Annotated in this window: 20 protein-coding genes; 13 read left to right on the top strand and 7 right to left on the bottom strand. The window is 67.5% G+C overall.

The features are described from left to right. The first annotated feature begins 159 nt into the window (after nt 1-159). On the top strand, nt 160-885 hold the full coding sequence (locus C1932_RS05800; RefSeq protein ID WP_108761508.1) for an enolase: 726 nt from the start codon (nt 160-162) through the stop codon (nt 883-885). Nucleotides 886-1,166: 281 nt separating this feature from the next. On the opposite strand, the gene C1932_RS05795 is transcribed toward C1932_RS05800, so the two are convergent. Then, nucleotides 1,167-1,601 carry a copper chaperone PCu(A)C gene (locus tag C1932_RS05795; RefSeq protein ID WP_108761507.1) on the bottom strand — a complete coding sequence of 145 codons (435 nt, stop codon included), beginning with the start codon at nt 1,599-1,601 and terminating at the stop codon, nt 1,167-1,169. A 34-nt stretch (nt 1,602-1,635) separates the two neighbouring features. Here C1932_RS05795 and C1932_RS05790 point away from each other — a divergent pair, with 34 nt between their 5' ends. The 4 genes from C1932_RS05790 (at nt 1,636) to C1932_RS05775 (ending at nt 5,264) form a co-directional block, all read left to right on the top strand. Further along, nucleotides 1,636-2,412: an enoyl-CoA hydratase/isomerase family protein gene (locus C1932_RS05790; RefSeq protein WP_108748937.1), complete on the top strand. Its 777-nt coding sequence runs from the start codon at nt 1,636-1,638 to the stop codon at nt 2,410-2,412. 113 nt (nt 2,413-2,525) lie between these two features. Beyond that, nucleotides 2,526-3,434: an acyl-CoA thioesterase II gene (tesB, locus tag C1932_RS05785; protein ID WP_108748936.1), complete on the top strand. Its 909-nt coding sequence runs from the start codon at nt 2,526-2,528 to the stop codon at nt 3,432-3,434. 4 nt (nt 3,435-3,438) lie between these two features. After that, a complete protein-coding gene (locus C1932_RS05780) occupies nt 3,439-3,945 on the top strand; it encodes a pathogenicity-like protein (protein ID WP_108761506.1) in 507 nt (168 codons plus the stop codon). Between the two features lie 101 nt (nt 3,946-4,046). After that, nucleotides 4,047-5,264 carry a sigma-70 family RNA polymerase sigma factor gene (locus tag C1932_RS05775; RefSeq protein WP_108761505.1) on the top strand — a complete coding sequence of 406 codons (1,218 nt, stop codon included), beginning with the start codon at nt 4,047-4,049 and terminating at the stop codon, nt 5,262-5,264. Nucleotides 5,265-5,323: 59 nt separating this feature from the next. On the opposite strand, the gene C1932_RS05770 is transcribed toward C1932_RS05775, so the two are convergent. Then, entirely contained in the window at nt 5,324-5,893 is a 570-nt protein-coding gene (locus tag C1932_RS05770) for an EF-hand domain-containing protein (protein WP_108761504.1), read from the bottom strand. A 153-nt stretch (nt 5,894-6,046) separates the two neighbouring features. On the opposite strand from C1932_RS05770, the gene C1932_RS05765 reads away from it, so the two are divergent. The 3 genes from C1932_RS05765 (at nt 6,047) to C1932_RS05755 (ending at nt 8,434) form a co-directional block, all read left to right on the top strand. Next, on the top strand, nt 6,047-6,802 hold the full coding sequence (locus tag C1932_RS05765) for an arginyltransferase (RefSeq protein WP_108761503.1): 756 nt from the start codon (nt 6,047-6,049) through the stop codon (nt 6,800-6,802). A gap of 38 nt (nt 6,803-6,840) precedes the next feature. Next, entirely contained in the window at nt 6,841-8,055 is a 1,215-nt protein-coding gene (locus tag C1932_RS05760) for an endonuclease/exonuclease/phosphatase family protein (RefSeq protein ID WP_108761502.1), read from the top strand. Nucleotides 8,056-8,194: 139 nt separating this feature from the next. Beyond that, nucleotides 8,195-8,434, top strand: coding sequence for a hypothetical protein (locus C1932_RS05755; protein ID WP_108761501.1), 240 nt, complete (start codon nt 8,195-8,197; stop codon nt 8,432-8,434). Nucleotides 8,435-8,479: 45 nt separating this feature from the next. Here the strand turns inward: C1932_RS05755 and purT are convergent, their stop codons facing one another. Next, nucleotides 8,480-9,667 carry a formate-dependent phosphoribosylglycinamide formyltransferase gene (purT, locus tag C1932_RS05750; RefSeq protein ID WP_108761500.1) on the bottom strand — a complete coding sequence of 396 codons (1,188 nt, stop codon included), beginning with the start codon at nt 9,665-9,667 and terminating at the stop codon, nt 8,480-8,482. A gap of 129 nt (nt 9,668-9,796) precedes the next feature. Between purT and C1932_RS05745 the strand changes: the two genes are divergently transcribed. Genes C1932_RS05745 through C1932_RS05725 form a run of 5 tightly spaced genes read left to right on the top strand, consistent with a single transcriptional unit; the run spans nt 9,797 to nt 12,521 of the window. Further along, nucleotides 9,797-10,678 carry an SPFH domain-containing protein gene (locus C1932_RS05745; RefSeq protein WP_108761499.1) on the top strand — a complete coding sequence of 294 codons (882 nt, stop codon included), beginning with the start codon at nt 9,797-9,799 and terminating at the stop codon, nt 10,676-10,678. A 45-nt stretch (nt 10,679-10,723) separates the two neighbouring features. Then, entirely contained in the window at nt 10,724-10,903 is a 180-nt protein-coding gene (locus C1932_RS05740; RefSeq protein WP_100439285.1) for an Arc family DNA binding domain-containing protein, read from the top strand. Continuing rightward, complete coding sequence (locus C1932_RS05735; protein WP_108761498.1) at nt 10,900-11,079, top strand: DUF4177 domain-containing protein; 180 nt, start codon at nt 10,900-10,902, stop codon at nt 11,077-11,079. The genes C1932_RS05740 and C1932_RS05735 overlap by 4 nt, the downstream gene beginning before the upstream one ends. Before the next feature lie 29 nt (nt 11,080-11,108). After that, nucleotides 11,109-11,702 (top strand): PH domain-containing protein, encoded by a 594-nt coding sequence (locus tag C1932_RS05730; RefSeq protein ID WP_108761497.1) that lies wholly within the window; start codon nt 11,109-11,111, stop codon nt 11,700-11,702. 9 nt (nt 11,703-11,711) lie between these two features. Continuing rightward, nucleotides 11,712-12,521: a M15 family metallopeptidase gene (locus C1932_RS05725; RefSeq protein ID WP_108761496.1), complete on the top strand. Its 810-nt coding sequence runs from the start codon at nt 11,712-11,714 to the stop codon at nt 12,519-12,521. 153 nt (nt 12,522-12,674) lie between these two features. Here the strand turns inward: C1932_RS05725 and C1932_RS05720 are convergent, their stop codons facing one another. From C1932_RS05720 to C1932_RS05705, 4 genes are all read right to left on the bottom strand, one after another. Continuing rightward, the gene (locus C1932_RS05720; protein ID WP_108748927.1) at nt 12,675-13,046 is read right to left on the bottom strand and encodes a DUF423 domain-containing protein; all 372 of its coding nucleotides are present in this window, start codon (nt 13,044-13,046) and stop codon (nt 12,675-12,677) included. Nucleotides 13,047-13,151: 105 nt separating this feature from the next. Beyond that, nucleotides 13,152-14,225, bottom strand: a complete 1,074-nt coding sequence (locus C1932_RS05715; RefSeq protein ID WP_108761495.1) for an SRPBCC family protein — start codon at nt 14,223-14,225, stop codon at nt 13,152-13,154. Between the two features lie 233 nt (nt 14,226-14,458). Next, nucleotides 14,459-15,100: a response regulator transcription factor gene (locus tag C1932_RS05710; RefSeq protein WP_108748925.1), complete on the bottom strand. Its 642-nt coding sequence runs from the start codon at nt 15,098-15,100 to the stop codon at nt 14,459-14,461. Further along, a complete protein-coding gene (locus C1932_RS05705; protein WP_108752472.1) occupies nt 15,100-16,305 on the bottom strand; it encodes a sensor histidine kinase in 1,206 nt (401 codons plus the stop codon). The genes C1932_RS05710 and C1932_RS05705 overlap by 1 nt, the downstream gene beginning before the upstream one ends. Nucleotides 16,306-16,390: the final 85 nt, after the last annotated feature.

The raw sequence follows: 16,390 nt of genomic DNA, 5'->3' as shown, positions 1-16,390 counted from the left end.
ACATTATCCGGCGCGCTCGGATGCTGCTCTTCGTAGAGTCGAGCTTGCTCGACTGCTCTTCCCTGAAGCAGTCGAGCAAGCTCGACTCTACGGTTCACCGACGTCGCGCAATCTCGACGTTACGCGCCGCCCCCGTTTTCTCCCACTCAAAGGACTGAAATGATCCACCACACGGAACTGCGCGACCTGCTGCCCGGCATGGTCCCCTTCCCCACCGGCGTGTTCCCCGCCGACCAGGCCTGGCTCGGCCAGCACCTGCTGCCGCTGCTGAACATCAACCTGGGTGTGCTGCGCCCGGAACTGGCCGGCCAGGTGGCCACCATGCTGTGCCCGATCGAGCCGTATGACGGCTGTATCGGCGAGAGCACCGAAGAACACCACAACGCGTTCACCGGCACCAACTGGGTCGCCTTCGAACTGACCGCCGACAACCAGATGCGCTTCCTCGGCAACGAAGGCTATTTCATCGGTGACCAGGTGCAGGACACGCACGCCCAGGAACACATCGCGCAGATGCGCGAGAGCTACGCCAAGGCCCGCGATTACCACGCCGCCAACGGCCGCCTCGCCTGCTATTCGCGCTTTGGCAAGGGCGAAGCCAGCGAGCGGGACTACCTGGATTCGCTGGGCGGCCCGATCGGTTTCGGCAACTGGACCGAGACCGCAGAAATCCCCGCCGCCTTCGCGCTGGACTTCACCGAAGCGGCCGATGACCCCGATGCGCCGGAGGATGCGGAAACGGTGATCATCACCCGCGATGGCCACAAATTCTTCGCCGTGGCCGAGGTGGCCGGCTACAACTGGTGTGCCACCGGCGCCGATGCCATCGTGATGCTGTACGAGCCGGTGAGCCGCACGGTGTTGTTCTCGTACGACTGGTCGTAAGCCGACCGCTCAACGCGCGCCGGGCATGACCCGGCGCCGCATTTCGTAGCGTCGAGCTTGCTCGACTACTGCCCTTCGTAGAGTCGAGCTTGCTCGACTGCTGCCCTTCGTAGAGTCGAGCATGCTCGACTGCTGCCCTTTGTAGAGTCGAGCTTGCTCGACTGCTTCAAGCGAGAGCAGTCGAGCAAGCTCGACTCTACGACCGGGCGCACGCGTTCCAGCCACGTGGAATCAATACCGGCACCTCCGTAGTCCGGCGGCGCGGCATCAACGCCGGGCAGTTACCCGCCGGTCTTGCGCACGGTCAGCGTGGCGCTGGCTTCGCGCCCGCCGTCCAGCTGCAGCTGCAGCGGCACGGCCTGCCCTTCCTTCAGCGCGCCCTTGCCCTGCATCAGCATCAGGTGCAGGCCACCGGGCTTGAGTTCGGCGCGCGCACCGGGGGCCAATGGCAGGCGCTCGATCGCGCGCATGCGGCTGACGCCATCGACAAGGGTGGTTTCGTGCAGCGACACATCGGCAAACAGCGCGCTGCCAGCGCCGGTGATCACCACCGGCGTGGCACAGCCGTTGTGGATCACCCCATAGCCGGCGGTCATGGCCATGGCCGGCGTGGGCGGCAGCCGCGCCCAGCCCTGTTCGATCGTCACGCAGTCGGCCGCCGATGCTGCGCCCGCACACAGCCACAACAATACGCCAACGAATGGTTTGGTTATCATCGCCTCAGATTCCTGTCCGCAACGAGACCGCAGCATGACGACGCTCATCGAGGTGATCAACCATGGCCCCATCCGCGAACTGCGCCTGGCGCGGCCGCCGGTCAATGCGCTGGACACCGACCTGTGCCGGCAGTTGATCCACGCCATCGAGCAGGCCATGGCCGAAGACGCGCATGGCATCGTGCTGTCGGGCAGCGAGCGCATCTTCACCGGCGGCATGGACGTGCCGCACCTGCTGTCCCATGGCGATGACAAGCACAAGCTGCTGGACAGCTGGAATGCCTTCTTCGGCGCGGTGCGCACGCTGGCCGAAAGCCGCATTCCGGTGGTGGCGGCCATTACCGGGCATGCCCCGGCCGGTGGCTGCGTGCTGGCCCTGTGCTGCGACTACCGGGTGATGGCGCGCAGTACCGATCCGGCCCGCCCCTACGCCATTGGCCTGAACGAGGTACAGGTGGGCCTGGTGGCGCCGGAAGGCATCCAGCGCCTGCTGCGCCGCGCCGTGGGCCTGCACCGTTCGGCCATGCTGTTGAGCACCGGTGCGCTGGTGCCGGCCGAACAGGCGCTGCAGATCGGCCTGGTGGATGAGCTGGCCGACGGCGATCTGGTGGTGGCCCGCGCCATCGCCTGGCTGCAGCACCTGCTGAAGCAGCCGCGCCAGCCGATGCTGCTGACCCGCGCCATTGCCCGCGCCGAGCTGCACGAGGCCCTGCACCCGGACCTGATCCAGCTGGACCGCTTCGTGGAGGCCTGGTTTGCGGCGGATGCGCAGAACGCCCTGCAGGCGCTGGTGGCCCGGCTGGGTAAGTAGAGTCGAGCTTGCTCGACTGCGTGACCCGGGGTCAGAGCCCTTTCGCAAGGCGAAAGGGATCTGACCCCTGACCGGTATAATCGGTCCCTTCTTCACTGCTGTGGCCGCCCCCCTTGAACGACACGCCCGAACCCGTCGTCTCCGAGCTGATCGACCTGCTCACCCTGGAGCGGCTGGAGGACAACCTGTTCCGCGGCCAGAGCCGCGACATCGGCACCAAGTACGTGTTCGGTGGGCAGGTGCTGGGCCAGGCGCTGGCTGCGGCCCAGGCCACGGTGGACAACGGCCGCCACGTGCATTCGCTGCACGCCTACTTCCTGCGCGCCGGCAACATCGACCACCCCATCGTCTACGACGTGGACCGCACCCGCGACGGCGGCAGCTTCTCGGTACGCCGGGTCACGGCCATCCAGCATGGCAAGGTGATCTTCTTCTGCGCGGCCTCGTTCCAGCAGGCCGAACAGGGTGCCGAGCACCAGCACAAGATGCCCGAAGTGCCGCAGCCGGAAGACATCGAACCGAACCGCCCGCTGCCGCCGGAAGTGCTGGCGCGGCTGCCGATCAAGGTGCAGCGCTGGCTCTCGCGCGGCGGCCCGTTCGAGTTCCGCCATGTGTACCCGCGCGATGAACTGAACCCGCCCAAGCGCCCGCCCTACCACCAGGTGTGGCTGCGCCTGAGCGAACCGGTGGGCGATGCACCGGAACTGCACCAGGCCCTGCTGGCCTATGCCTCCGATTTCCACCTGCTGGGCACGGCCACCTTCCCGCACGGCATCAGCTACTACCACCCGCACGTGCAGATGGCTTCGCTGGACCATGCCATCTGGTTCCACCGCCCGTTCCGCGCCGACGACTGGCTGCTGTATTCGCTGGACAGCCCCAGTGCGCAGGATTCGCGCGGGCTGGCGCGCGGCCAGTTCTTCACCCGCGATGGCGTGCTGGTGGCCAGCACCGCACAGGAAGGCCTGATCCGCGTGGTGCCCGACCAGGCCGCAGTTGCTGCCGTGCCGGCCAAGGAGTAAGACGATGCGTCAGATTTTCAGCAGCCAGCGCGTGGAAACCGTGGAAGGCGTGGCCGAGCTGCTGCGCAGCCACGGCATTGAAGTGAAGGTGACCAACGGCCGGTCGTACAAGACCCGCCGCCGTGGCCAGTTCAGCTATACCGACCTGGGCAATGCCCAGGCCTACCCCGCCGTGTGGATCGTGCGCGCCGACGACCAGCCGCGTGCGCGCGACATCCTGCGCGAGGCACGCCTGCTCGACACCACCCGCCGCGACCACCCTACCGCCGAATTCGCCTTCCGCGACGCACCGCAGGAAGGCGGCAGCGGCCGCGGCTGGGCCTGGCGCATCCGCATCGGCCTGCTGGTGGTGATTGCCGCCGTGGCCCTGGTGATCGGCCTGCGCCACCGTGGCGCGCCCGCCCCGGCCACCCCGGCACCGGCTCCGGCCCCGCAGGCCCAGCCGCAGCCGGCACCGCAGGCCGCGCCGGAAGAGGAAGAAGTGCGGGTCCGCATCCAGCCCTCCAGCTAGGTTCGGTAGCGCCGGGCCATGCCCGGCGTGATCGGGCCCCGTGCGGTCACACTTCGCGCGCGGCGGCGTCTTGGGACACAATCCCTGCAGGAGCCGCCGCCATGACGACGTTCGCCGCATCGATCGACCAGACCCTGGAACGCGAGCTGCCCGCCGCTGCCGGCGGCTGCCAGCACGCCTATGGCCGCATCGTGTTGGCCTGCCAGAACACCATCACCGCCATCGCCCTGGCGATCACCCGCGACCGCCAGGCCAGCGAGGACATCGCCCAGGAAGCGTTCGTGAAGGGCTGGCAGCAGTTGCACCAGCTGCGCAGCAGCACCAGTTTCCTGCCCTGGCTGCGGCAGATCACCCGCAACCTGGCCCGCGATTGGCTGCGCTCGCAGCGTGGCCGGCCGCTCACCGGCGAAGCCGCCGAAGTGGCACTGGGCATGGCCGCCGACCCCACCCCGGGCGCGCCCGACCGGCTGCAGCGGCTGGAAGAAGAGATCGCTGCCGAAGACATCATTTCCGCCCTGCCCAGCGACAGCCGCGAAGTGCTGCTGCTGTACTACCGCGAAGGGCAACGCTCGCAGCAGGTGGCCGATCTGCTGGGGCTGAGCGATGCGGCCGTGCGCAAGCGCCTGTCGCGCGCGCGTGGGCAGGTGCGCGACGGCCTGCTGCAGCGCTTCGGCGAATTCGCCCGCAGCAGCGCGCCCAGTGCGGCGTTCGCCACGGCCGTGGTGTCGATGGTGCTGGTGGCGGCCCCCGGTACCGCCAGCGCGGCGATCCTGCTGAGCGCCGGCGTCGGCATGGGTGGCAGCAAGCTGGGCCTGGGCGGGGCCAGCGTGGCCGGCGGCACCGCCATGGGCTCGGTCACCGCTGCGCTGGGCTACCTGCACATGATTCCGGCCAGCACCTGGGGCGCCTTCGCCGGTGGCGTGGCCGGCGGCGTGATCGGCAGCTACCTGGGCGGTCGTTTCCTGCTTTCCTACGCCAAGACCGATGCCGAACGCGCGCAGGTCTGGCGCTTCGTGCGCATGAACACCTGGACCGCCATGGCCTGCTGCCTGTCGGTGCTGGCAGTGGTGCTGCTGCAGACCCCGACCTGGGTGCATCTGCTGGTGCTGGTGCTCGGCTTGGGCCTGGTGAACTACCAGTGCCTGGGGCCGCTGCAGCGGATCATGGCGCCGCTGATCGCCCGCGATTCGGCGCGGCGTGGGCGCACCGGCACCAACTGGGTGTATGAATCGATGTATGGGCGTACCGGCGTCATCGCCATGAACATCATGGTGCTGGGCGTGGTGCTGTATGCGGTGGCCCATACCGGCGGCCGCTAGGCCCGCAACGCACGACGCCGGCAGTGCGCCGGCGTCGTGGTCGATCAGAACGCGCTGATTTAGCGCTGCGGCTTCGGCGGCATGCCGTCACGCGGGCCACCCGGGCGCGGGCCGCCGTGCATCGGGCCCTTGGCCGCATCGAATTCGGCCTTGCTCAACTGGCCGTCCTTGTTGGTGTCGGCCGCGGCGAACCAGGCGTCACGATGCTGCTTCATACGCAGCTCGCGGTCGGCCTTGTCCAGATAGCCATCCTTGTTGACGTCCATCTGGTCGAAGCGCGCGGCCAGGCGCGGATCGGCCTTGGCTTCCTCGCGGCTGATGCGGCCATCCTTGTTCACGTCCAGCTTGGCCATCCACGCATCGGGACCGCCATGGCCACCGCGACGGCCATGCTTCCAGCGCGGCAGCTCATCACGCGACAGCTTGCCGTCCTTGTTCTTGTCCAGTTCGTCGAACTTCGCCGCCAGGCGCGGGTTGGCCGCCGCTTCGCTGCGGTCGATCACGCCGTCGCCGTTGGTGTCCAGCTTCACCGGGCGCGGTGCCGGCGGGGCCGGGGTGTCGGCGGCCAGCGCGATACCGGTGGCGGAGGTGCCCAGCAGCAGGGCCAGCAACAGGGGGGTACGGATCATCGGGTCACTCCTGGTAGGGGTTGCGTCGGGGTGATCAGTTCACCCTCGGGGGACAACAACGCCTGTGCGGAGCGTCGGTTGACGCGCCACCCGGTTCCGTTCATCCGGCGGACAGTCGCGGCCGATGCGACACACTGGGGCTATGCTGTGCCCATGGCGATACATGGCGACAGAGACGACGAACTGCGGCTGTTCCAGACCGGCGAGCACCCGTGTGGGTACTGGCCGGACCGGGTGGCGCGCGATCTGGTGCTCGATCCGCAGGACCGCCGCCTGGGTGGGCTGTACCCGCTGGCGCTGAGCTGGGGCTTCCGCCGCAGTGGCGATCTGGTCTACCGCCCGCATTGCGCCCAGTGCCACGCCTGCGTGGCCGTGCGCATTCCGGTGGCCCGCTTCGCCGCAGACCGCAGCCAACGCCGCTGCGCGGCGCGCAATGCCGATCTGGAAGTGCGCATCACCGCAGCCATGCCGCGCCAGGACCTGTTCGATCTGTACCACCGCTACCTGGTACACCGGCATGCCAATGGCGGCATGGATGACCATGGCCCGCACGAGTTCGAGCAGTTCCTGATCGGCACCTGGTCGCATACCCGCTTCATGGAAATGCGCCTTCCCGCCCACGACGGCCAGCCCAGCCAGTTGCTGGGCGTGGCGGTGACCGATGTGACCGAGCACGGGCTGTCGGCGGTCTATACCTTCTTCGACCCCGCGCACGCCGCGCGCGGGCTGGGCACCTTCGCCATCCTGCAGCAGATCGAATGGGCCCGCCGCGAAGGCCTGCCCCATGTGTACCTGGGCTACTGGATACGCGAGCACCAGAAGATGGACTACAAGCGCCGGTTCCGCCCGCTGGAGGCCTACGACGGCCGCCGCTGGCACGATTTCGACAAGGAACTGGACGGCCGCTGACAAACCGCTGACACCGGGCCGGGTGCACAATACGGCCCATGAATATGACCCGCCGCCATCCCCTGATCCTCGCCCTGGCCCTGCTCTGCGGCGCCAGCGCCCCCGCCTTCGCCAAGCCCCCCGCGATGACCGAAACGCCGTCTGCAACGCTGCGCCTGGCCACCTACAACACCTCGCTGTATTCGGACGATGCCGGCGGCCTGATCAAGGAACTGGAAGGCGACAGCGAACACGCCCGCAAGATCGCCGCCGTGCTGCAGCAGGTGCGGCCGGACCTGGTGCTGCTGAACGAATTCGACTTCGACGATGCGCACCGCGCCGCCGATCTGTTCCAGCAGCGCTACCTGGAAGTGGCCCAGCCCGGCGGCGGCAAGCCGCTGCACTTCGCCTACCGTTACCTGGCCCCGGTCAACACCGGCGTGCCCAGCGGCCTGGACCTGGACGGCAACGGCACGGTGGGTGGCGAAGGCCGCAGCCGCGGCAACGATGCCTGGGGCTACGGCCTGCACCCGGGCCAGTACGGCATGCTGGTGCTGTCGCGCTACCCGATCGACGAGGCCAAGGTGCGCAGCTTCCAGCTGCTGAAGTGGAGCACGATGCCCGGCGCGATCCGTCCGGTCGACCCGCGCACCGGCAAGAGCTTCTACAGCGATGCCGTGTGGTCGCAGCTGCGCCTGTCCTCGAAGTCGCATTGGGACGTGCCGGTGCAGACCCCGACCGGCGTGGTGCATGCGCTGGTTTCGCACCCGACCCCGCCGGTGTTCGACGGCCCGGAAAAGCGCAATGCCGCGCGCAACCACGACGAACTGCGGCTGTGGCAGGAGTACCTGTCGGCCGGCGACAAGCCCTGGCTGTGCGATGACCAGGGCAAGTGCGGCGGCCTGGCCCAGGACGCGCGCTTTGTGATCTTCGGCGATCTGAACAACGATCCGGTCGATGGCGACGGCCGCCACGATGCCATCGTCAACCTGATCGAGAACCCGCGCGTGCTGCGCTACCCCACCCCGCGCAGCGTGGGTGCCGAACAGACCAGCCTGGCCTATGCGGCCAAGGGCATCGTGCGCAAGGGCGCACCGTTCCACGCCACCGGCGATTTCGGCCCGAAGTCGGGCACCATGCGCCTGGACTACGTGCTGCCCTCCACCGGTTTCCAATACGTGGGCAGCGGCGTGTTCTGGCCGGCCAATGAAAGCCGCGAAGCGAAGATTGCCGACGGCAGCGACCACCACCTGGTGTGGGTGGACGTGAAGTAACCCCGGTAGCGCCGGGCCATGCCCGGCGGCCTTTTTCGGTTCGCATCGCGCCGCATGGAAATCCGCCGGGCATGGCCCGGCGCTACCGGCTGCCAAAGCCCTTTGCTAGAGTCGCCAAAGACCCGGGCAAGGACTGCTGATGTTGAAGAAGAACCTGCTGATCATCGCCGGCGTTGCGGTGGTGATCGCACTGCTGTTCGTCACCAAACAAGGCAAGGCGCTGGACTTCCTGCCCATGGTGCTGATCGGCCTGCTGCCGGCAGCCGTGGCGTGCTGGAAGGGCTATGCCGACCGCTTCGGCACGTGGTGGATGTATGGATCGGTGCTGTGGCCGGTGGCCATGATCCACGTGACCGTGCTGCCGTGGCGTAGACGCTGACGGCAGCACGCTGCAAGCCGCCGGGCATGGCCCGGCGCTACCTTCTTACGGGCGCAGTTCCACGCCGATGGCATCGGCGGCATCGCGCGCGACCGCACGTGCCTCATCGATGGTTTCCGCACGCGCCAGGGTCACGCCTACGCGACGATGGCCATGCACGCTGGGCTTGCCGAACAGGCGCACGGCGGTATCGGGCACCTGCAGCGCGGCGGCCACGTTGTTGAAGTACGGCACGCCTTCGCCATGGGCCAGCAGCGCGCACGAAGCCGACGGGCCGCTCTGGCGGATGACCGGAATCGGCAGGCCCAGGATCGCGCGCGCATGCAGCGCGAACTCACTCAGTTCCTGCGATACCAGGGTGACCAGACCGGTATCGTGCGGGCGCGGCGACACTTCGCTGAACCACACCTCGTCGCCCTTCACGAACAGCTCCACGCCGAACAGGCCCCAGCCGCCCAGATCATCGGTGATTGCGCGCGAGATCTCCTCGGCACGCGCCAGGGCCTTGTCCGTCATCGGCTGCGGCTGCCAGCTTTCGCGGTAATCGCCGTCCTTCTGCAGGTGGCCGATCGGCGCGCAGAACGAGGTGCCGCCGGCGTGGCGCACGGTCAGCAGGGTGATCTCGTAATCGAAGTCGATGAAGCCTTCGACGATGCAGCGGCCGGCACCGGCACGGCCGCCGGTCTGCGCATAGTCCCAGGCCGGGGCGATGTCGGCCTCGCTGCGCAGGGTGCTCTGGCCCTTGCCCGAAGAGGACATGACCGGCTTAACCACGCACGGCAGGCCGATGGCGGCCACCGCAGCACGGTATTCGGCTTCGGTGTCCACGAAGCGGTACGGCGAGGTCGGCAGGCCCAGGGTTTCGGCGGCCAGGCGGCGGATGCCTTCGCGGTCCATGGTCAGGCGCGCGGCGCGCGCGGTCGGAATCACCCGCAGGCCCTGTTCCTGTTCCAGCTGCACCAGGGTTTCGGTGTGGATCGCCTCGATTTCCGGCACCACCAGGTGCGGCTGTTCCTGGGCGATCAGCGCGCGCAGGGCCATGGCGTCGAGCATGTCGATCACGTGCGAACGGTGCGCCACCTGCATGGCCGGGGCATCGGCATAACGGTCGGCGGCAATCACTTCCACGCCCAGGCGCTGCAGTTCAATGGCCACTTCCTTGCCAAGTTCGCCCGAGCCCAGCAGCAGCACACGGGTGGCGGAGGGGGACAGCGGGGTTCCAAGCTTGGCCATGAGGGTTCCAGCAGCGATGTGAAGGCGGGTGGGCATTCTAGCCGGTCCGGCCGGGTCGGCCGACGAACGGCACTTGCGATGTGATATCAATTTGATATCGTTCATTCGAACCCTCAAGGACGTACTGCCATGAAAGAGAAGTCGCTTTCCTCCCTCAACGGTCTGGGCACGCTGGCCGTCTCGCTGCTGGCCGCGCTGGCCGGTGGCGCGCTGTTCGTGCTGGGGGTGGCAGCCAAAGCCAGCACCGGCGCACCGAACCTGCTGATGATGCTGGCCGGCTTGCTGTTGGTCGTCGCCGCGGTGCTGGTGCTGGCCGGCCTGTACACGGTGCAGCCCAACCAGGCGGCGGTGCTGAGCCTGTTCGGCAAGTACGTGGGCACGGTGAAGGACAACGGCCTGCGCTGGAACAACCCCTTCTATTCCAAGCGCCGGGTCAGCCAGCGCGTGCGCAACTTCGAAAGCGGCAAGCTGAAGGTGAACGAGCTTGATGGCAGCCCGATCGAGATTGCCGCGGTGATCGTCTGGCAGGTGGTCGATGCCTCCGAAGCGGTCTACAACGTGGATGACTACGAAAGCTTCGTGCATATCCAGTCCGAATCGGCGCTGCGCGCGATGGCCACCAGCTATCCCTACGACCAGCACGAGGACGGCCAGCTGGCCCTGCGCAGCCACGCCAGCGAGATTTCCCAGCACCTGAAGAACGAACTGGCCGAACGCCTGGCCGACGCCGGCGTGCAGGTGCTGGATGCACGCATCAGCCACCTGGCCTACGCCGCCGAAATCGCCCAGGCCATGCTGCAGCGCCAGCAGGCCAATGCGGTGATCGCCGCGCGCACGCGCATCGTGGCCGGTGCAGTGGGCATGGTGGAAATGGCCCTGGCCGAACTGCAGAAGAACGGCGTGGTGCAGCTGGACGAGGAACGCAAGGCGCACATGGTCAGCAACCTGCTGACGGTGCTGTGCTCGGACCGCGGCACCCAGCCGATCGTCAACGCCGGTTCGCTGTACTGAGCCACCCTCGCAACGGGGCGCCACCGCGCCCCGCCAGGAGTTCGCATGAGTGAGAAGAAAGCCTATCCGCTGCGCATCAACGCCGACGTGCTGGCTGCGGCGCAACGCTGGGCTGACGACGAGCTGCGCAGCTTGAATGCCCAGATCGAATACGTGCTGCGCGACGCCCTGCGCAAGGCAGGGCGCCTGCCAAAACCCACGCCATCACCCGAGGACAAGGAATGAGCAAGCGCTGGAGCTACCAGACCATTGAAGTGAAGACATCGCTGATGGGCGTGCTGAAGGCCGAGGACATCCAGAACGAACTGACCCGGCAGGGGCTGCTGGGCTGGGAACTGGTGAACGTGATCATTCCCGCGCCGATGCGCCCGGCCATGCTGGTCTTCAAGAAGGAAGTCTGACCATGCGCGCCGCGCAAGGGAGCACCGCAATGAGTGGCAGCGACCCGCGTTCGTTCGATGTTGCCGAGAGTTCGCCACTGCGCGTGCTGTGGATCCTGCTGCCGCTGCTGATCGTGTTCGCGCTGTGCGTGTGGGCCGAACTGAAGCACGCGCCGGCCGCTGCGCCGTGGATGGAGATCACCCTGGCGCCGCCGTTCTTCCGCCTGTGGGGCAGCGCGGCATGGAGCCTGGTCGTGCTGGTGCTGATCGGCGTGGGCCTGGGCATGGCGTTCTTCCGCCGCCGGGTGGTGATCGATGGCAGTGTGCTGGACGTGCGCTCCACGCTGTACCGGCGCCGCACCCCGGTGGCGCAGCTGCAGCTGGAGCAGGCCGAGGTGGTGGACCTGGGCCGCGACCGTCGCTACGGCCTGCGCTACAAGACCAATGGCTATTCGATGCCGGGCTTCTATTCGGGCCACTTCCGCCTGCAGGGCGGCAACAAGGGGTTTGCCCTGGTGACCGACCGCCAGCGCACGCTGGTGATTCCGGTGCGCGGCGGCAGCACCCTGCTGCTCAGCCTGGAGCGGCCGCAGGCGCTGCTGGACGCGCTGCAGAAGGTGGCCGCCACCGCGCCACGGCAGTAAGCTGCGGGCATGCACCGTCGCGCCCCCCTGCTGATCAACACCGAGGCCGTGGAGCTGTGGCCGGCCGCCCTGCTGCGCGCGCGCAGCAACCTGGATGCACGCCTGCTGGCCCGCGCGCAGTGGGTGCTGCGGCGCAAGCAGGATGGCCGCTACCTGGCCGTGGTGCTGGACCACGGTGTGCACTCCCTGGTACCACGGCTGCCGCGCGAGCCCGGCGTGGAAGCGGCGCTGGCGCTGCTGGAACAGGCCCGCGCCCGCCCCTTCGCCGCAACGCTGCAAGACCACTGGCTGCCGCTGGCGGGCCTGCAGCAGCGCCTGCAGCAGCTGGGCCTGGATGCAGATGCCTATGCGCAGGACAGCGGCTTGCCGCTGGAAGCCGAGCCCTGCCTGCTGCACTTCGCCGGACGCGACCGTTTCGACCGCCCGCTGTGGCTGCGCCGCGCCGCCGCGCAGGGCTGGCGCCGCATGCGCCTGCACGCCGCGCGCGACGGCGTGGCCCTGGATGCGATTTCTGGTTTCCGCAGCCACGCGTACCAGCTGGGTATTTTCGAACGCAAGCGCGCGCGCGGGCTGAGCGTGGCCGAAATCCTGAAGGTCAACGCCGCGCCGGGCTTCAGCGAACACCACCGCGGCGATGCGCTGGATATCGGCACGCCGGGCGATTCGCCTGCGGAAGAAACCTTTGAAGCAACCGAAGCGTTTGCCTGGCTGCAGGCGCACGCCGGTGGCCACGGGTTCCGGTTGAGCTACCCGCGCGACAACCCGCATGGCATCGTCTACGAACCGTGGCACTGGTGCTGGGCACCGGCCAACGACTGAGGTAGAGCCGAGCCATGCTCGGCTGCGCATTTCCGGTAGAGCCGAGCCATGCTCGGCTGGTTTTGCCGAAGTCGAGCATGGCTCGACTCTACAAATGCGCTCTTCGAAGTCGAGCATGGCTCGACTCTACAGAGGCGCGCGGCCGGCGCTACCTCAGCGGCGCAGCGCGTTGATCGCCAGCAGCACCCAGGCGGCCATCAAGGTGGTGCCGCCCACCGGCGCCAGCCGGGTCGGCCACTGCCACAGCGCGCCACCCACCAGGCTGCCGGAAAACAGCAGCACGCCCAGCAGCAGCAGGTACAGGCCCAGGTGCGCGATCGCGCCCTGCGCGCGCGGGCCCAGCGCCAGCAGCACCGCGCCGTGGGCGAAGGCGTACAGCGCCGCCATGTTCAGGTGCTGCTGCGCCAGCGGATCGGCTACGCCGTGGGCGGCATAGGCCGACAGGCCGATTGATGCTGCCGCAAGCAATGCGCCCAGGCAGGCCAGCAGTGAAGGTTTACGCGCACGACGTTCGGCAGTGAACATGCTCTTTCCTTGCGCAGGGCCCCGACCACGGGGCACAGATGAAAAAAAACGCGCCGCAGGAAGCGGCGCGTTTTCGTGTCCAACACTACATGGGTCAGCCGAGGCTTACTTGACGGCCCAGTAGATGTCGTAGGTACCTTCCGGGGTGAACGACTTGTCCACGCCATCCTTCCAGGACTCGTACGGACGATCGACCACTTCCGAACCGTTGGTCACGGCCCAGGCACGCAGTGCGTTGCGGGCGATGTCCAGGCCAGCCATGTGGCCGGTGTAGGCCGCGTGGGCCGAACGGTGCGGGGCAACACGGACGTACTTCACCGGAGCGCCGCCGTCGATCTTGACGGACAGTTCTTCGGCAGCCGCGCCTTCAGCGCCCTTCTTCTTCACCGGCTGGGCGATGTCGAAGGCGTACTTCTCAGCACCGAAATCGGTGGTGATGACGCGGAACGGGCCGGCGGCTTCCAGGCCATTGGCCTCCATCACGCGCTTGATCCATTCCTGGTTGTCCTTGATGGACTTGGTGATGGTGTCCTGGCCGCGATCGACGTTACCGGCATTGACGACCAGCAGGTCTTCGGCCGGCACGTCCACGATGGCCAGATCGGTCAGCGGGGCTTCGGCGGTGCGGTAGTCAACGTTCGGCACGGTGGCCAGCATGTTGGCCATGCGCGACAGACCCATCTTGATGTCGTCGCCGATCTGGCGGCTGACATACAGGCCGGCGTAACGGCCGAACAGGTCGAAGCCGTACTTCACCGAGTAATCCTGGGTGATCTTGACGTTACGACCGCCCTTGCCGGTCGGCTCCAGGGTGAAGGTGGTGACCTTGTCGTGGCCCTTGGTCGGGTCTTCGACGGCGATCACAACGCGCTTGTTTTCTTCCGATTCGGTGATCTTCCAGGAACCGTTACCCAGGTCCTTGGAGGCGAAATCGAGGGTGGCACCCACGCCCGAGGCCGGGCCGGACAGCTTCAGGTCAACGGCGGGATCGCGCAGTACCAGCGGGTTCCAGTCCTTGAAGCGGCGCAGGCTGTTGACCGTGTCGTACACGATCGTCATCTTGCGGTTGGTCTCGATGCTTTCGGTGATGTGACGCTCGCCCGGCAGACATACGCCAATGATGACGAACAGGCCAGCCACGATCCCCAAGGCGATCAGGAACTCGATAATACGGGTCATTCAGAGAGTCTCCGGGGCCGATCCCACGGCCGGGTTGATTGAAGCGAAGCGCCAATCCTAGCAGGCTTCGCAGGCATTGTTTATCGGATTGGCGCACCGGTTTCCGTGCCGGCTGCGTATTTGTATGGACAAAGATTTTGAAGGGTAACGCATCTGGGGCCCCGGCAAGTAGGGGGGCACCCCGCCCCGGGCCTGAAAACACGACCCAAGCCCTTGTCCTGAAAGGATTTTAATCAAACCAACTGGAGTTCGAACGCCTTCAGCACCGCGCGGGTGCGGTCGCGCACGCCCAGCTTGGACAGGATGTTCGAGACGTGGTTCTTGATGGTGCCCTCGGCCACGCCCAGCGAATTGGCGATTTCCTTGTTGGAGAAGCCGCTGGCCATCAGCCGCAGGATCTCCGTCTCACGGTCGGTGAGCGGGTCCGGCCGGTCCAGGCTGACGAAATCGTTGCGCATGTGCTCCAGCCCGGACAGCAGGCGCTGGGTCACCGCCGGCTGCACAAGCGAGCCGCCGTCGGCCACAGTACGGATGGCCCCCACCAGCTGTTCCAGGGTCACATCCTTCAGCAGATAGCCCTTGGCGCCGGCCTTCAGCCCGGCCAGCACCAACTGGTCATCGTCGAAGGTGGTCAGGATGATGGTCGGCGGCAGCTGTTCCTGCCGCGACAGCACCTGCAGGGCTTCCAGGCCGGACATCACCGGCATGCGCATGTCCATCAGCACCACGTCCGGGCGCACCTGCGGCACCAGCTCGACCGCCTGCCGGCCGTCGGCCGCCTCGGCCACCACTTCAATGCCATCGTCGAGCGCCAGCAGGGAGCGGATTCCCTGCCGCACCAGGGTTTGGTCATCGACCAGGCAGACGCGAATCATCACCGTACTCCTTCAGGAACCTGGGTAAGTGCGGCCAGCACCGTGGCCGGTACCGTGGCACGCAGGCGGAAGCCGTCGCCAGGGCGGGTCTCCACCTGCAGCTGGCCCCCACATTGTTGCAGGCGCTCGCGCATGCCGCGCAAGCCATTGCCTGCATTGACCATTTCCGCGCCGACGCCGTCGTCGCGGGCCTCCACCACCACCTGCCCCGGCACTTCGCGGTAGACCCGGATCCACAGGTGGCGGGCATGGGCGTGGCGCACCGTGTTGGTGATGATTTCCTGGGTGCAGCGCAGCAGCACGTGGGCCCGCTGCGGGTCCTCCACGTTCAGCGGCTCCTCCACCTCCAGCTGGATGTCCAGCGAGGGCACGTTCTCGGTCAACGGGCGCAGCGCGGCGGCCAGGTCGATCGCACCGGTCTCGCGCAGCTGGCTGACCACTTCGCGCACGTTGCCCAGCAGCAGCTTGGCCAGGGTGTGCGAGCGCTTCACATGTTCCAGCGCCTTGCCCTCGGCCAGGTGGCCGGCCACCTCCAGGTTCAGGGTGAGCGCGGTCAACTGGTGGCCCAGCACGTCGTGCAGCTCGCGGGAAATGCGCGTGCGTTCGTTCACCCGCGCGCTTTCGGCCAGCAGGGCGCGGGTGGCGCGCAGTTCAGCATTCAGGCGGCGCTGCTCGTCGCGCGCTTCGGCCTGGCGCCGCGCCACCAGCGCGATGACGAACACGAAGCTGGAAAAGCCCATGTAGCCCATCGCCTGCAGCACGGCGATGACCGGCGGGAAGCCCAGCGGCTTGATGTAGACCGGCAGCACGGCCAGGTTGCTGGCCACCAGCCAGACCACGCCGATGCGCGGGCCCAGCAGCCAGGGCAGCAGCCCGGCCACCACCATCAGCAGGATGCTGCCCAGCGCGGTGCCGGAGAAATAGCTGACGCCGATGGCGCAGGCGGTGAGCAGGATCAGCGCGGCGTGGTCGAAGAAGCCGGGGCCACTTTCGCCCAAGTCGCGGGTCAGGCCCCAGTACACCACGCCGAAGGCCAGGTAGGCCGAGGCCCACGGAATGACCCGGTAGCCGGCTTCGCCATCCAGGCTTTCCAGGGTGAGCGAGACCGGATCGATCAGGTAGATCGCCAGCCATAGGCCAACGGTGCCCCAGGTGAACAACCCGGAGTAGCGCAGCATCGCATTGTGGTTCAGTCGGGCCAGCATGGCCCATCGTAGCCTGTGCGCGGTCTGCCCCAAGGGCATAAAGTCATGCTTGCCCCTGCCCCCTGTTCATGCCGCAGCCCACCCC

This window comes from Stenotrophomonas sp. YAU14D1_LEIMI4_1, assembly GCF_003086815.1.
Lineage (GTDB): Bacteria > Pseudomonadota > Gammaproteobacteria > Xanthomonadales > Xanthomonadaceae > Stenotrophomonas.
This window is presented reverse-complemented; position numbering and strand designations above follow the sequence as displayed.

Excerpts from the sequence above, each read along its gene's own strand:
- C1932_RS05705 (WP_108752472.1), bottom strand. The coding sequence starts at position 16,305 with ATGCTGGCCCGACTGAACCACAATGCGATGCTGCGCTACTCCGGGTTG.
- C1932_RS05780 (WP_108761506.1), top strand. The coding sequence starts at position 3,439 with ATGCGTCAGATTTTCAGCAGCCAGCGCGTGGAAACCGTGGAAGGCGTG.
- C1932_RS05740 (WP_100439285.1), top strand. The coding sequence starts at position 10,724 with ATGAGTGAGAAGAAAGCCTATCCGCTGCGCATCAACGCCGACGTGCTG.
- C1932_RS05715 (WP_108761495.1), bottom strand. The coding sequence starts at position 14,225 with ATGACCCGTATTATCGAGTTCCTGATCGCCTTGGGGATCGTGGCTGGC.
- C1932_RS05710 (WP_108748925.1), bottom strand. The coding sequence starts at position 15,100 with ATGATTCGCGTCTGCCTGGTCGATGACCAAACCCTGGTGCGGCAGGGA.
- C1932_RS05730 (WP_108761497.1), top strand. The coding sequence starts at position 11,109 with ATGAGTGGCAGCGACCCGCGTTCGTTCGATGTTGCCGAGAGTTCGCCA.
- C1932_RS05765 (WP_108761503.1), top strand. The coding sequence starts at position 6,047 with ATGGCGATACATGGCGACAGAGACGACGAACTGCGGCTGTTCCAGACC.
- C1932_RS05735 (WP_108761498.1), top strand. The coding sequence starts at position 10,900 with ATGAGCAAGCGCTGGAGCTACCAGACCATTGAAGTGAAGACATCGCTG.
- C1932_RS05720 (WP_108748927.1), bottom strand. The coding sequence starts at position 13,046 with ATGTTCACTGCCGAACGTCGTGCGCGTAAACCTTCACTGCTGGCCTGC.
- C1932_RS05755 (WP_108761501.1), top strand. The coding sequence starts at position 8,195 with ATGTTGAAGAAGAACCTGCTGATCATCGCCGGCGTTGCGGTGGTGATC.
- C1932_RS05745 (WP_108761499.1), top strand. The coding sequence starts at position 9,797 with ATGAAAGAGAAGTCGCTTTCCTCCCTCAACGGTCTGGGCACGCTGGCC.
- C1932_RS05770 (WP_108761504.1), bottom strand. The coding sequence starts at position 5,893 with ATGATCCGTACCCCCCTGTTGCTGGCCCTGCTGCTGGGCACCTCCGCC.
- C1932_RS05790 (WP_108748937.1), top strand. The coding sequence starts at position 1,636 with ATGACGACGCTCATCGAGGTGATCAACCATGGCCCCATCCGCGAACTG.
- C1932_RS05725 (WP_108761496.1), top strand. The coding sequence starts at position 11,712 with ATGCACCGTCGCGCCCCCCTGCTGATCAACACCGAGGCCGTGGAGCTG.
- C1932_RS05760 (WP_108761502.1), top strand. The coding sequence starts at position 6,841 with ATGAATATGACCCGCCGCCATCCCCTGATCCTCGCCCTGGCCCTGCTC.
- C1932_RS05800 (WP_108761508.1), top strand. The coding sequence starts at position 160 with ATGATCCACCACACGGAACTGCGCGACCTGCTGCCCGGCATGGTCCCC.
- C1932_RS05795 (WP_108761507.1), bottom strand. The coding sequence starts at position 1,601 with ATGATAACCAAACCATTCGTTGGCGTATTGTTGTGGCTGTGTGCGGGC.
- purT (WP_108761500.1), bottom strand. The coding sequence starts at position 9,667 with ATGGCCAAGCTTGGAACCCCGCTGTCCCCCTCCGCCACCCGTGTGCTG.
- C1932_RS05775 (WP_108761505.1), top strand. The coding sequence starts at position 4,047 with ATGACGACGTTCGCCGCATCGATCGACCAGACCCTGGAACGCGAGCTG.